This window comes from Micromonospora sp. ATCC 39149, assembly GCF_000158815.1.
Taxonomy (GTDB): Bacteria; Actinomycetota; Actinomycetes; order Mycobacteriales; family Micromonosporaceae; genus Micromonospora.
In genome coordinates, this window is record NZ_GG657738.1 from 3,539,817 (window position 1) to 3,553,935 (window position 14,119).

General features: G+C 74.9%; 12 protein-coding genes. 7 read left to right on the plus strand and 5 right to left on the minus strand.

The window, feature by feature from the left end:
• Positions 1-91 precede the first annotated feature (91 nt).
• Positions 92-4,570: a cation-translocating P-type ATPase gene (locus tag MCAG_RS15020; protein WP_007073838.1), complete on the minus strand. Its 4,479-nt coding sequence runs from the start codon at positions 4,568-4,570 to the stop codon at positions 92-94.
• A 253-nt stretch (positions 4,571-4,823) separates the two neighbouring features.
• Between MCAG_RS15020 and MCAG_RS15025 the strand changes: the two genes are divergently transcribed.
• From MCAG_RS15025 to MCAG_RS15040, 4 genes are all read left to right on the plus strand, one after another.
• A complete protein-coding gene (locus tag MCAG_RS15025) occupies positions 4,824-5,084 on the plus strand; it encodes a hypothetical protein (protein ID WP_036373530.1) in 261 nt (86 codons plus the stop codon).
• A 318-nt stretch (positions 5,085-5,402) separates the two neighbouring features.
• A complete protein-coding gene (locus MCAG_RS15030; RefSeq protein ID WP_157548516.1) occupies positions 5,403-6,833 on the plus strand; it encodes an MFS transporter in 1,431 nt (476 codons plus the stop codon).
• Positions 6,834-7,135: 302 nt separating this feature from the next.
• Entirely contained in the window at positions 7,136-7,330 is a 195-nt protein-coding gene (locus MCAG_RS15035; RefSeq protein ID WP_007073842.1) for a hypothetical protein, read from the plus strand.
• 334 nt (positions 7,331-7,664) lie between these two features.
• Complete coding sequence (locus tag MCAG_RS15040; RefSeq protein WP_007073843.1) at positions 7,665-8,225, plus strand: YbaK/EbsC family protein; 561 nt, start codon at positions 7,665-7,667, stop codon at positions 8,223-8,225.
• Between the two features lie 68 nt (positions 8,226-8,293).
• Here MCAG_RS15040 and MCAG_RS15045 read toward each other — a convergent pair whose 3' ends face one another.
• The 4 genes from MCAG_RS15045 to MCAG_RS15060 all read right to left on the minus strand — a co-directional run bounded on the left by MCAG_RS15045 (position 8,294) and on the right by MCAG_RS15060 (position 11,725).
• On the minus strand, positions 8,294-8,920 hold the full coding sequence (locus tag MCAG_RS15045; RefSeq protein WP_036377217.1) for a DsbA family oxidoreductase: 627 nt from the start codon (positions 8,918-8,920) through the stop codon (positions 8,294-8,296).
• A 20-nt stretch (positions 8,921-8,940) separates the two neighbouring features.
• Entirely contained in the window at positions 8,941-9,369 is a 429-nt protein-coding gene (locus tag MCAG_RS15050) for a SufE family protein (protein ID WP_007073845.1), read from the minus strand.
• 103 nt (positions 9,370-9,472) lie between these two features.
• Entirely contained in the window at positions 9,473-9,898 is a 426-nt protein-coding gene (locus tag MCAG_RS15055; protein ID WP_007073846.1) for a CBS domain-containing protein, read from the minus strand.
• A gap of 57 nt (positions 9,899-9,955) precedes the next feature.
• On the minus strand, positions 9,956-11,725 hold the full coding sequence (locus tag MCAG_RS15060; protein ID WP_036373536.1) for a proline--tRNA ligase: 1,770 nt from the start codon (positions 11,723-11,725) through the stop codon (positions 9,956-9,958).
• Positions 11,726-11,938: 213 nt separating this feature from the next.
• Between MCAG_RS15060 and MCAG_RS15065 the strand changes: the two genes are divergently transcribed.
• From MCAG_RS15065 to MCAG_RS15075, 3 genes are read left to right on the plus strand one after another with little or no spacing between them, the layout of a single operon-like run.
• Positions 11,939-12,706, plus strand: coding sequence for an SGNH/GDSL hydrolase family protein (locus MCAG_RS15065; protein WP_007073848.1), 768 nt, complete (start codon positions 11,939-11,941; stop codon positions 12,704-12,706).
• A gap of 1 nt (position 12,707) precedes the next feature.
• The gene (locus MCAG_RS15070; RefSeq protein WP_007073849.1) at positions 12,708-13,154 is read left to right on the plus strand and encodes a hypothetical protein; all 447 of its coding nucleotides are present in this window, start codon (positions 12,708-12,710) and stop codon (positions 13,152-13,154) included.
• A gap of 39 nt (positions 13,155-13,193) precedes the next feature.
• Positions 13,194-14,096, plus strand: a complete 903-nt coding sequence (locus MCAG_RS15075) for a sulfurtransferase (protein ID WP_007073850.1) — start codon at positions 13,194-13,196, stop codon at positions 14,094-14,096.
• Positions 14,097-14,119: the final 23 nt, after the last annotated feature.

A 14,119-nucleotide genomic window follows, 5' to 3' on the forward strand; every position in this document is an offset into this window, starting at 1 on the left:
GCGGCCCACCACCCCAGGGCCCCACGCCTACCCCCGCCGCCTGCGCCCCTTGTGCGCCGCCCCGCGCACTCGCTGGGCCGCTCCGCCCGGCTCAGGTGTGAGAGGGGGACCCTTCTCTACCGGAGGCGTTAACAAGGGGCCCTTCCTTACGGAGCAGGCGGGTGAGGGTGCCATTGGCTAGGGTCGCGCCGAGCGCCGAGCCGGCGGCGATGCTCCAGCCGACCGGCCCGAGCGGGGTGCAGCCGAAGAACTGGCTGACCCCCGGCGTCTGCACCACGAGCACCAGCACCCCGACCGAGGCGGCCGTCGACACGAGCACCGTCGGGCTGGTGCCACCGGCCAGCACGGTCTGCCCGAGCTGGGTGCCGACGAGCGAGGCGAGCGCGACCGTCCCGGCGCGGCGTCGTCGTCCGGTGTACCGGGCGAGCGTCCAGCCCACCGTCGCGCCCAGCGTGGTGGACGCCGCCCGCAGCGCTATCTCCCGGGTCAGAGTCTCGCCGAGCGAGCTGTCCGGGCCCTCCCTGAGCAGGTGGTCGGCGTGGCCGTCGCCGGGCGGCCGGACGGCGATGGCCAGCGCCGGCGCCAGGTCGGTGAGCAGGTTGACCAGGAGCAGTTGCCGTCCGTTGAGCGCGGACCGGCCGGTGCTGGCTGCGCTCAGCACGCTGAACGCGATTTCGCCGAGGTTGCCGCCGACCAGGATGCTCAGCGCGTGCCGGACGGACGACCACATGGCTCGCCCCTCGACCAGGGTGGCGATGATGGTTTCCAGTCGGTCGTCGGTCACCACCAGGTCGGCGGCGGCGCGGGCGGCGGGGGAGCCCCGCTGGCCGAGGGCGATGCCGACGTCGGCGAGCCGGATCGCCGGGGCGTCGTTGGCGCCGTCGCCGGTCATCGCCACGGTCCGCCCGTTCCGCTGTAGCGCCTGGATGATCCGTACCTTGTGGGTGGGGGTGCAGCGGGCCACCACGTCGGTGTGGGCCAGCCGTTCGGCGAGCGCGTCGTCGTCGAGCCGGTCCAGGTCGGTGGCGGTGGCCACGCGCTGCGCGCCGTGGTCGGGGCTGATGGTGGCGGCGATCGCCTCGGCCGTCGCCGGGTGGTCCCCGGTGATCATGATCGTGTGCACGCCGGCCTGCCGGATCCGGCGGACGGCGGGCGCGGCGGACTCGCGTACCCCGTCGGCGAGGGCCAGCAGGCCGACGAAGACGAGCTCCGTCACCCCGTCGTCGGTCACCGTGTCGCCGGTGACGCGGCGTTCGGCGACGGCCAGGACGCGATGCCCGGCGCGGGCCCGCTCGGCGAGCATCCGGTGCAACTCGTCCCGGCCGGCGTCGTCCAGCGGCTGGTCGTGGCCGTCGGCGGTGCGGCGGGCGGCGCAGCGCGGCAGCACCGTCTCCGGGGCACCCTTGACGCTGAGCAGCCGCCTGTCGCCGGCCCGGCCGACGGTGGCGTGGTAGCCCCGGGACGGCTCGAACGGCAGGCCGCCCGTCGCCCGCCAGCCGTCAGCGCCGGCCCGCTCGTCGACGCCGGCCGCCGTGGCGCCCCGGCGTACCGCCCGGTCGGTCTGCTGGGGTAGCTCGTCCGGGTCGCCCGCTGGGGTGGCGCGCAGCGCGGCGGCCAGGGTCAGCCGCAGCGGCTCGTCCAGCCGGTCCGGTGGGGCGTACCGGGTGCCGCTGCCGTCGCCGACGCCGGCGAGCAGCAGCTTGCCCTCGGTGAGGGTGCCGGTCTTGTCGAAGCACAACACGTCGACGCGGCCCAGCGCCTCGATGGTGCGCGGGTTGCGGACCAGCGCGCCGTGCTCGGCCAGCCGCCGGGCGGCGGCGAGTTGGGCGGCGCTGACCAGGAACGGCAGGCCCTCCGGCACCGACGCCACCGCCAGGTTCGCGGCGGTCGCCGCCGTCTGGGCCAGGGGTACGCCGTGCAGCAGTCCCGCCCCGGCCACCGCCACCGCCGACCCGGCGGCCAGTGGGACGGCCGCCCCGGTCAGCCTGCCGAGCCGGGCCTCCACCCCGCTGGTCGGGGGCGACTGCCGGGCCAGCGCCAGGCTGCGTCCGGCCTCGGTGTCCGCGCCGGTGGCGACCACGACGGCGGTACCGTGACCGGTGGCGATCGTGGTGCCCTCGTACAGCATGGAGTGCCGGTCGGCGATGGCGGCGGCGACCACCGGGTCGGCGGACTTGGCCACCGGCAGCGACTCGCCGGTCAGCGACGACTCGTCCGCCTCCAGCCCGTCGGTCGTGAGGACCCGGCAGTCCGCCGGTACGGCGTCGCCGGGACCGAGCACGATCACGTCACCCGGGACCAGTTCCTCGGCGGCGACAATCCGCTCCGCGCCGTCGCGGCGGGCCAGGGCGGTGACCGCCGAACGGGACAGCAACCCGGCCAGTGACCGCTCGGTGTTGCGCTGGTGGACCGCCCCGACCAGCGCGGACCCGCCGACGACCCCGCCGACGAGGGCCGCGTCGACCAGCGAGCCGAAGCTCGCGGAGAGCACCGCCCCGGCGGCGAGCACGGGGGTGAGCGGGTTGGCCAGTTCGTCGACGAACGCGCGGAGCAGGTTGGACGGTCCCGGCGCACCCCCGGCGCGGCTGCCCAGGCGGCGGTGCGCCTCGGCGCTGTCCAGGCCGTCCGCGCCGGTGCCGAGCTGGCGGAGCACCGCGTCGGCCGGCATCAGGTGCCAGGCGGTCGGTACGGGCGGCGGCGTATCCTCCCGGTCCGGCAGCCGGCCCGCCCGCCACATCCCGTGCAGGAAGGCCAGGGCGGCGGCCCCGTTGACGGCGGCCAGCGTCCGGCCCGGTAGCTGCCGGGGGTCGGCCGTGAACGCGCCGAGCGCCCCCAGCCCGGTGCCGGCCATCGACAGCCGGATGTTCTGCGCGGTCATCCGGCGGGCCACCCCGGCGGCCTCGATGATCAGGGCGGCGGTCCCCAGGTTGGTGCCGACCAGCAGGTGCGCGCCCCAGGGCGGCAGGTCGTCGGGGCCGGCCACCCCGAGCCCGCAGTCGGAGGCCCCCAGCGCCGCCCGGTCGGCGGAGAGCAGCAGCACCACCGCGCCGTCGCGTTGCAGCCGGCGTACGGTGTCGACGGTCTGTGGCCCGCCGGGCAGGACGGCGTCGGCGAAGGCGTACCGGCCGTCGTCGTCGCCGGCGACCACCAGCCGCAGGCCGGCCTGCCGAGCGGCGGTGGGCAGGGCGTCCACACCGGGGGCGGGTTCCGGCTCCACCCGGAGCAGGGCCACGAGGCGGTCCGCCTGGGCGAGGCCGAGCAGCCTGCCGCCGCTTTCGCGCAGCCGCCGGCTGCCGTCGGTGTCGCCCGGGTCGGTCGCGTCGACGGCGTCCAGCGGGCCGAGCCGCCATCCGTCGGCGTGCCGCACCCGATCCGGCGCGGCCGGGTCGAAGAGCGCGAAGGCGCGGGCGGCCACCTGCCCGGTGTCCGCCCCGGACAGCGGGGCGAGGTCGGCGAGCACCGCCCGCTGCGACCCGAGTACGGCGGCGTCCAGCACCACGGTGTCGATCCGGTCCAGTTCCCGCAGCACGCTGCGGTCCATGGCGATCACTCCGCGCCGGGCGAGCATCCGGCCGAGTTGGGCGGCGTACCCCTCGCGGCCACTGCCCGGCGCCTTGGGCAGGCTGGAGAGCCCGAGCGCGGCGGCCCGCTTGCCCCCGACCACCGGCACCGCCACCGCCCCGGCCGCCGCGCCCGCCGCCAGCATTCGGGTGACGAAGCGTTCGGCGGGGCCGTCCGGCTTCGGGTTCGGGCGTTTGGCTGTCGGCACCCGGGCGACGGCCCGGTCCGGGTCGCCGGTGAGCCGGGGCTCCGCTTTCGCCCAGGCGGTGAGCTGGGCTCGGGCCTCGCCCCACTGCACGACGCGCTGCGCGCCGTCCAGCACGATCCCGGCCCAGCCGCCGGTGAGGCCCTGCACGACCGCCTCGGCGAGCGGGAAGAGGACGTCGGCGCGCGGGTCGGCGCGCAGTCCCCGGTCGGCGAGGGCGTGCAGCCTCGGGTGCAGGTCGACGGCGGCGAGCAGGCCGGCCACCTCACCCGGAACCGGGGTGAACGGCAGGACCCGGGTGGCCGCCGAGATGGTCAGGCCGAGCGCGTCCGAGGCCAGCGCGCCGAGGGTACGGGGGGTGCGTGGCCCCTCCTCTGGCGGGTGCGGGGGCGGGATCTCCGGGTCGGGCTCGTGGTCGCAGGTGCGTTCGCAGCGGGCGATCGTGGTGATGAGGTCGCGCAGCCTCGGCTCCGGCTCCGCGACGGCCACGACCACCCGTCCGGACGGCGCGTTCACCCGGGCCCAGGCCACCCCCGGTAGCCGTTCGAGCGCCTTTTCCACCTGGCGGGCGAGCCGGTCCCCACCGTCCTGGCAGACGCCGTGCACCTCGATGTGGTGGCGGCCCGGCCGGGACCAGACCCGCCGACTGGTCAGGCCGGCCGCCCGGGCCAGCCGGGTCGCGGCGCTGCCGACGGTCCGGGAGGCGTCCCCCACCAGGTGCGGCACCGTCCGGGACGCGTCACCGACCAGGGGTATCGTCACCGACGGCAGGAGGCGGCCGGCCAACCGGCCCAGCGAGGTCATCAGGCGGTACGGCCGGAGCGCCGCCGGCCGGTTTGCCCGGTGCCGCCGCCGCTGCTCCCGCCATACGCCATCTCGCCTCCCGCGCTCGGTTCCGGCGTGCTGACTTCCCGCCCGCCCGGACGTCATGCCCCCTTCGTCGGGGAAGTTCTTCCGCTGCCATGGGCCAGGTTTGCCCGCCGCTGCGGGCATGGACGGGTCTGCTGGTGGAACGCGGCTCGGGTCATCGCCAGCGCGACGGACTGGGAGGCCGGGAATGAGCACGATCACGCGACACCTCAGCGGGGTGCACGAGACGGTACGGACGTACAGCCGCCGGATGGAGGTGCCGATGCTGGGGGAGGTAGCCGTGCCGCCGCCGGACAAGGTCGCCTACTACGCGGGCCTCGGGGTGCTCGCCGCGCTCCAGATCATCGAGTGGCCGCTCGCACTGGTCATCACCGCCGGTCACCTGCTCGCCGACCAGCACCTGTCCGGGCTGGCGAAGGGAATCGGGGAGGCGCTGGAATCGGCCTGATCGGCCGGCTCACGGCCGGTGCGCCCGCCGGCTCACGGCAGGGTGCCGTCGGCTGTTCGCCGGGCCCGGTGGGCGATCGCGCGGCGCGAGAGCCCCGTCACGACCGGCTTGACCTGAATGCGGGTTGAGGTCGCAGGCTGGCTGCATGCTGATCGAACTGCTGAGGGCCGAGGCGAGCCGGGAGCGACCGACCGGTGGGCGTCGCCGGGAGCGCCCGGCTCGGCCCCCGGCGTGGATGTTCCGTCCGATCGGCCGGCGGTGACCGCCGTCGCGCCCCCGGCCGTTCCGGGGCACCTGTTCGCTCCCAGGCTGCGCGCCATGACGGTGGGCGTGGTGGCCCTGGTGTCGCTGCTGGCCTTCGAGGCGCTGGCCGTAGGCACCGCCATGCCGACCGTCGCCCGCAGCCTCGACGGGCTACCGCTGTACGGGCTCGCGTTCGGCGGCACCTTCGCCTTCGGTGTGGTGGGGATGGTGGTCTCCGGGGTGTGGTGCGACGCTCGCGGCCCCCGGGCACCCGTATGGCACGGGGTGGGCTGGTTCGTGGCCGGGCTGCTCGTCGCCGGCACGGCGTCGACGATGGGCGTGCTGGTGGTGGGCCGGATGGTGCAGGGCTTCGGTTCGGGCCTGCTGTCGGTGGCGCTCTACGTCGTGGTGGGGCGGGCGTATCCGGAGGCGCTGCACCGGAGGATCTTCGCCGCGTTCGCGGCGGCGTGGGTCGTACCGTCACTGGTCGGCCCGGTGCTGGCCGGTCTGGTCGTCGAACACCTCGGCTGGCGGTGGGTCTTCCTGGCGGTGCCGGCGGTGGCGGTGCCGGCGGTGCTGCTCGTCCAGCCCGGCCTGCGGACCCTCGAACCGCCCGCGGCGACTCGTCCGTCGGCCGGCGCGGCGGCCCGCATCGGCTGGGCCTGCGGAGCGGCGGTGAGCGCCGCACTGCTGCACTACGGGGGGCAGCAGCGCGGCGCGCTCGCGGTCGGTCTGGTGGGTGGCGCGCTCGCCGGCCTGCTCTGCTGCGCTCCGCGCCTGCTGCCGGCCGGCTTCCTGCGGGCCGGCCGGGGACTACCGACGGTGGTCGGGCTGCGCGGGCTGGCCTCGGCCGCGTTCGCCGGTGCCGACGTGGTCATCCCGCTGATGCTCTCCCGGGAACGGGGGCTCCCGCCGACCGGCGCGGGCCTGGTCCTCACCGTCGGCGCGCTCTCCTGGTCGGTCGGATCCTGGTTGCAGGGCCGGCTACCCGCCCCCGGCTCGGTCGTACCGGACTCGGTCGCGCCCGGCACCGCACTTACCTTCCGCCGCCGTTTCGCGTCCGGCTTTCGGGGCGGTTCCGCATTCGGGCTCCTGGGCCGTTTCGCGCCCCGGTCCTCCGCGACGTTGGTTCGCGCCGGGCTCGCCTGCATCACCGGCGGTACTGCCACTGTGGCGCTCGCGGTGTGGCCGGCGGTGCCGCTGCCGGTGTGTGTGTTCGGCTGGGCTGCCACCGGGCTCGGGATGGGTCTGCTCTACCCGTCGCTGTCGGCGCTGACCCTGGAACTGTCCGCCCCCGGCGAGCAGGGCCGCAACAGTTCCTCCCTTCAACTGGGCGACTCGCTCTTCGCGGCGACCGTGCTGGCGTTGACCGGCGCGGTGCTCGCGGCGGGTACCGCTCCCGGCCAATCGAGCTACGCGGTGACCCTGGTGCTGGCGGCCGGCCTGGCGGGGCTGGGCGTCCTACTCGCCGGCCGGGTGGTTCCCGGCGGGCCGGCGGCGCGGTAGGGCTGGCCGGGTTGAGCGGGGTCGAGCCGCGTGGAGCCGCGTTGAGCCGCAATGTCGGCGAAATGGCGGTGTCCGGCCCTCACGATGGCGCAATGTCGGCGACATGGCGGCGGGTAACCGCCGCCCGCTGCCGCCGGCGCGCCTGCCGGGGCGGCTCGGACGGGCCCTGCGCGCGGGCGGCCTCACCACCACCGCGAACCCGACGGGCACCCGTACGTGGGCGGATTACCTCGCCGCCACGTACGGGGGACCCGGCGGTAGATGAGAAGTTTCCCCGTTCGACGTCTGCCTACCGTGACGCCATGTTGGTCCTCGTCTCCACCGTGATCCTCTACGTCGCCGGCTTCGTCTTCCTCTACGGGGTGATCCGGCTCGCCGTGCGGCACGCCCTCGAAGACCTGGAGGCGCGCCGGCCCGGCCTGCTACGCGCCCAGGAGGTCGCCGCCGCGCAGGACCGGACGTTCGTCCGGGAGAACCCGTTCGTCGCGAACGGCTGACCTGCCACCGGTCCCGCCGGGACCGGACCCGCCCCGGGCGGGGATGCACCGAGGGGCTGGCCCGGGCACGGGGCTGGGCCGGCCCCTCGGTGACGTCACCGGCCCGCCCGGCGGCGGCAGTCGGCGCGGCGCGGCGGCGGCAGCGGCAGCGGCAAGCGGCCCGGCCCCGGCAGGCGGCAAGCGGCCCGGCCCCGGCAGGCGGCAAGCGGCCCGGCCCCGGCAGGCGGCAGCCGGCCCGGTGGTAGGCGGCAGTCGGCCTTCCGAAGGCGCGGTCCGCTTCCCGGTGGCGTCACGCGAGCGGACGGCTGCGGGGGGTGCGAGGATCGCAGCCGTGATGGGAACGCTGAAGACCGAGCCCGCCCGGAGTCGACCGGACCTGCTGGCGCCCCCGGTGGCCGCCGCGATCGGGCGGTGGCCCGCCAGCGCGCCGGTGGACGTCGATCATGTGCTGGTCGCGCCGATCGACGCTGGCCTGGCGGACACCGCCGCGTTCTGTGCGGCGTACGAGGTGGGGCTGGACGTGTCGGCGAACTGCGTCGTGGTCGCCGGTAAACGCGAGGGCGAGACCCGGTACGCCGCCTGCGTCGTCCTCGCCACCACCCGCGCCGACGTCAACGGGGTGGCCCGCCGGGCGCTGGACGTACGCAAGGCGAGCTTCGCCCCGATGGCCGAGGCGGTCGAGCTGACGGGCATGGAGTACGGCGGGATCACCCCGATCGGGCTGCCCGAGGAGTGGCCGATCCTGGTCGACGCGCGGGTGGTCGCCACCCCGTACGTGATCGTCGGCTCCGGCGTGCGGCACGGCAAGATCGCACTGCCCGGGCCGGCGCTCGGTGCGCTCCCCGGTGCCCGGGTGGTGGAGGGGCTGGCCAGGTTCGCCCAGCCCACGACGTAGACCGATGTCGTTTCACGTGGAACGTGATCGACGTCGATCGTTCGCTCTCGGATCGCGACCCGGCGCGGTCAGGACTCCCGCTGTTCGACCTCGCGCAGGGCGGCGAGCAGGGTTTCCGGCTCCTGGGCGCCGGTGACGGCGTACTTCCCGGCCAGCACGAAGGTCGGCACGCTGGAGACGCCGAGCTCGCGCGCGGCGGCCAACTCGGCCGCCACCTCGCGGCGGCCGAGGTTCGACTCCAGGTACTCCCGAGCCTCGGTCTCGTCGAGGCCGACCTCGGTGGCCAGCTTGACCAGGGCGTCCCTCGCGCCGACGTCGATGCCGTCGGAGAAGTGCGCCCGGTAGAGCGCCTCCACCAGCTCGGCGGAGCGGCCCCGCTCGGCGGCGAACCGGATCAGCCGGTGCGCCTCGAAGGTGTTGGCGTGCACGGCGCGGTCGAAGCGCATGTCTAGCCCCACGCCGGCGGCGACCCCGGTCACCTGGGTAACCATTCCCTCGGCCCGCTGCCGGCCGCCGAACTTCGTGGCCAGCGCCTCCACCAGTGGCTTCGGCTCGGAAACCGGCGTCGGGTCGAGCTGGAACGGCCGGTACCGGACGGTCACCTCACCGTCGTACGACTCCAGCGCCTGTTCCAGCCGGCGCTTGCCGATCCAGCACCAGGGGCAGACGACGTCGGCGTAGATCTCGATCTCCATGACCACCGACAACCCGTTGATCAGGAGATCTGTTCCCGGACCTGGCGCTTGAGTCGGGCCAGGATGGCGGTGCCGCCCCGGACGCGCAGCGGGCTGATCGCCTGCGCCAGCCCCATCCGCTGGTAGAGGTCGTCCGGCACGGCGAGCGTCTCCTCGGCGCTCGCCCCGGCCAGCCCCTCGGCGAGGATGCCGGCGAAGGCGCGCGTGGTAGGCGCCTCCGGCGGGCAGTCGAACCAGGTGGCCACCGTCCGGTCCGGGTTCACCTCGGCGCGCAGGAAGAACGCCGTCTGGCACTCGGGGACCTGCTCCATGCCCTCCCGGCCGGCGAGTTCCTCGGGCAGCGGCGGGATGACGTCGGCGTACTCCAGCAGCATCTCCAGCACCAGCTCGCGGGGTGCTGCGGCGAACTCGTCGACGATCTCGGCGAGCTTGGTCGGCATCTCGGGCATCCCGTCAGGCTACCGGCGGTCGATCGGGTGCCCCGTCAGTCTGTCGCTGGTTAACAAGGGGCCCCTCCTCTATTGGAGGCGTTAAGAAGGGGCCCCTCCTTGCTCAACTCTGCGGGGCCTGCTCGCTGATGTCGCTGAGGGCGGAGTTGGGGTCGAGCTGCATGGCCAGGTCGCCGAGGGAGACGATGCCGACGAGCTTGCGCTCGCTGTCGCACACCAGGACGCGCCGGATACCGCGCTCCCGCATCAACGCGGCCGCCTCCCCGGCGGTCGAGTGTTGCTCGATCATCACCACCTCCCGGGTGACGATCGAGCCGATCGTGGTGGCGGCCGGATCGCTGCGCTCGGCCACCGCCCGGACCACGATGTCGCGGTCGGTCAGCATGCCGGCGAGGGTCGCGCCGTCGGTTACCACCACGTCGCCGATGTCCGACTCCTTCATCACCCTGGCCGCCTCGTCCAGAGTGGTTTCTGCGGGCAGGTAGACCACCTGCTTGGTCATCACGTCGCTGACCCGGTAACCGGTCATTGGGGCCTCCGAATACACCTGTGCCGATTCGGTAACCGGTACCCGGTGCGCCGCTCGCTACACCAGATCTCCCCGGGCGCGCAGTGCCTCGTCGCGCAGCCGGTCGACCAGCCCGGCCACCGGCAACTCCGTCCGCTCGCCGGTGGCCCGGTCGCGCAGCTCGACGTACCCGTCGGCGAGGCGGCGGCCGACCACGACGGCGCGCGGGAGGCCGATCAGCTCGGCGTCGGTGAATTTCACCCCGGCGGAGACGTGCGTGCGGTCGTCGACCAGCACCCGCAGGCCGGCAGCGGCGAGCCGCGTGCCGAGGTCCAGCGCCGCGTCGAGCTGCGGCCCCTTGCCGGCCGCCACCAGGTGTACGTCGCACGGCGCGACCGCCGCCGGCCACACCAGGCCCCGCTCGTCGTGGTGCTGTTCGGCGATCGCGGCGACCGCCCGGGACACCCCGATGCCGTAGCAGCCCATGGTGGGGCGGACCGGCTTGCCGGCCGGGCCGAGCACGTCGACGGTGAACGCGTCGGTGTAGCGGCGGCCGAGCTGGAAGATGTGCCCCACCTCGATCCCGCGCCGCATGGTCAGGGTGCCGACCCCGCAGGCGGAGCAGGGGTCACCCGGGCGCACCTCGGCCGCCTCGACGGTCCCGTCCGGGATGAAGTCCCGGCCGCAGACCACGTCGGTGGCGTGCCGACCCGGCTCGTTGGCACCGGTCAGCCAGGCTGTCCCGGTGACGACCCGGGGGTCGACGAGGTACCGGACGCCCAGCTTGGCCAGTAGCTGCGGCCCGATGTACCCGCGTACCAGCTCCGGGTGGGCGGCCCAGTCGTCGAAGACCGCCACGGTGGCCGGGGCGAGCGCCGCCCCGACCCGCTTCAGGTCCACCTCGCGGTCCCCGGGCAGGCCGACCACCAGCAGCTCGGGCTCGGCCGCGCCGGGCCGGCGTACGGTCAGCACGATGTTCTTCAGGGTGTCGGCGGCCGTCCAGTCGGCGCGGCCGGCAAGTCGGCGGGCGTTGGCCAGCTCGACCAGCGAGGCGATGGTCGGCGTCTCCGGGGTGTCGTGCACGGCCGACGCCGGGTGCGCGTCGGGGTCGCCGACCGCCAGGGCTCGGGTGACGACGGCCTCGGTGTTGGCGGCGTGATCGCAGGCGGTGCAGCCGACGAAGGTGTCCTCGCCGACCTGCGTGGCGGCCAGGAACTCCTCCGACGCCGACCCGCCCATCGCCCCGGACGTCGCGCGCACCACCGCGTACTCCAGCCCCAGCTGGTCGAAGATCCGCTGGTACGCCGCCCGGTGCCGCTCGTACGCGGCGGTCAGGCCAGCGTCGTCCAGGTCGAACGAGTACGCGTCCTTCATCAGGAACTCGCGCCCGCGCAGCAGCCCGGCCCGGGGGCGGGCCTCGTCGCGGAACTTCGTCTGCACCTGGAACAGCGTCACCGGGAAGTCCCGGTACGAGGTGAACAGGTCCTTCACCAGCAGCGCGGCCAGTTCCTCGTGGGTCGGGGCGAGCAGGTGCTCGGCACCCCGGCGGTCGGCCAGGGTGAAGATGTCGTCGCCGTACTCGGTCCACCGGCCGCTGGTCCGGTAGGGCTCGGCCGGCAGCAGCGCCGGGAAGTGCACCTCCTGGTCGCCGATGGCGGTCATCTCGCCCCGGACGACGTCGGTCACCCGGTCCAGCACCAGCTTGCCCAGCGGCAGCCAGGTGTAGCCGCCCGGCGCGGCGCGGCGGATGTACCCGGCACGCAGCAGCAGCCGGTGGCTCGGTACCTCCGCGTCCGCCGGGTCCTCGCGCAGGGTTCGGAGCAGCAGGGTCGACATGCGCAACAACATCAGCGCAGCGTACGGCCGGCGACACCGTGTCACGATCCGATTCGCCGGTCGCCGGCCGATCACCCAGGGGGACACCTGCGGGCTGCCGGTCCGGCCGGTTGCCGCGCGGGCGTGCCGATGACCACGGCCACCTTCGCCGGCGGGTGGCGGCGGGCGGGCATCGGCCGGTGACAAACTGGTCGCCGCAGGCAACGGAGGCGTGAGGGAGACGGCGTGCGCTGGCGCAGTTTCGTGGCGGTGGGGGACAGCTTCACCGAGGGCATGGACGACGCGTATCCGGACGGGACCTACCGGGGGTGGGCGGACCTGGTGGCCACCCGGCTCGCCGCCGGGGTCGGCCCCGACTTCCGGTACGCGAACCTGGCGATCCGGGGTCGACTCTTTCCCAACGTGGTGGCCGAGCAGGTGCCGGCCGCGCTGGCGATGAAGCCCGACCTGATCAGCTTCGCGGCCGGCGGCAACGACGTGCTGCGCCGCACGTTCGACCCGGACGCGTTGGCGGCCCGCTTCGACGACGTGGTGCGCAAGCTCCGCTCCGGCGGCGCGGACGTGCTGCTGTTCCGGTTCGCCGACGTGATGGCGCGGCTGCCCGGTCAGCGTCTCGTCGCTCCCCGGGTGCAGTTGCTCAACCGGGCTGTCGGGGAGACCGCCGAGCGGCACGGCGCGATCCTGGTCGACCTCTACGCCGACGACACCTTCCTCAACCCGATGCTGTGGAGCACCGACCGGCTGCACCTGTCGGCGGCCGGGCACCGGAGGGTCGCCGGGCAGGTGCTGACCGCGCTCGGGGTCGGCTGCGACGAGGAATGGCTGCTGGTTCCGCCGCACCCCGCGCCGACGCCGTGGCTGGCCGCCCGCGCCGCTGACCTGCGCTGGGCGGGCCGACACCTGGCTCCGTGGATCAAGCGCCGGCTGACCGGCCGGTCGTCCGGCGACACCGTCACCGCGAAGCGGCCGGTGCTCGGCTCGATTACCGACTGACGTGCGGACCATCCACGCCGCGCCGCTGCTCCGGCTCGCTCCCGGCGACCGGCCGGTCGCCGACGCGGCGGTGCTGGTGACCGGGGACCGGATCGAGGCGGTGGCGTCGCCGGACGAGCTGGCAGCCGCGTACCCCGGGGTGCGGGTGCGGCGGTGGCCGGGCGTGCTCGGGCCCGCGCTGGTGCACGACGGGCCGCTGCCACCCGCCGCCACCCCGCGCGAACGGGTGCACGCCCTGTTCCGGCTCGGGGCCGCCGCCGTGCTCGCCGCCCACGTGACCGACCCGGGGCTGCGCGCCGCCGCCGTCCGCAACGGGGTCGCGCTGCTCACGTCCGTACGCCCGGCCGCGCTGGTCACCGGCGGCCGGGCCGACCTGGCCGTCTTCGCCGAGGACGGGAGCTGCGTCGCCACGGTGGTGGCCGGCCGGCTCGTGCACCGCCGCGCCTGACCGTGCCCCGGCTGCCCGGCAGCGGCGTACCTTGGGGTCATGCCGGTGCCGAGTGATCCGAATCCCCGCCTCCAGTCGTACGCGGACCCGCGGCGGCTCGTCACCACCGAGTGGCTGGCCGAGCACCTGGGCGACGAGGGCCTCGTCGTGGTCGAGTCCGACGAGGACGTGCTGCTCTACGACACCGGGCACATTCCGGGCGCCGTGAAGGTCGACTGGCACACCGAGCTGAACGACCAGGTGAGCCGGGACTACCTGGACGCGGCGAGCTTCGCCGAGTTGTGCGCCGTCAAGGGCATCGGCCGTGACGACACCGTCGTCTTCTACGGCGACAACTTCAACTGGTGGGCGGCGTACGCGCTGTGGGTCTTCTCGCTCTTCGGGCACGCGGACGTGCGGCTGCTCGACGGCGGCCGGCAGAAGTGGGTCGCCGAGGGGCGGGAGCTGACCCGGGAGAAGGTCGCCCGGCCGCGTGCCGCGTACCCGGTGCCGGAGCGTAACGACGCGCCGATCCGGGCGTACCGGGAGCAGGTGATGGCGCACGTCGCCGCCGGCCGGCCGCTGGTGGACGTGCGCTCGCCGGGCGAATACACCGGTGAGATGCTGCACATGCCGGACTACCCGCAGGAGGGTGCGCTGCGTGGCGGGCACATCCCGGGCGCGGTGAACAAGCCGTGGAAGTCGGCCGCGAACGACGACGGCACCTTCCGTTCCGCCGACGAGCTGCGCGTCATCTACACCGACCAACTCGGGCTGAGCCCGTCCGACGACGTGGTGGCGTACTGCCGGATCGGCGAACGGTCCAGCCACACCTGGTTCGTGCTGCGCCACCTGCTCGGCTACCCGCAGGTGCGCAACTACGACGGCTCTTGGACCGAGTGGGGCAACCTGGTCCGGGCACCCGTCGTGAAGGGCGACCAGCCCGGCGGCCTGACCGGCTGACCCGCCCGACTGACCGGCTGACC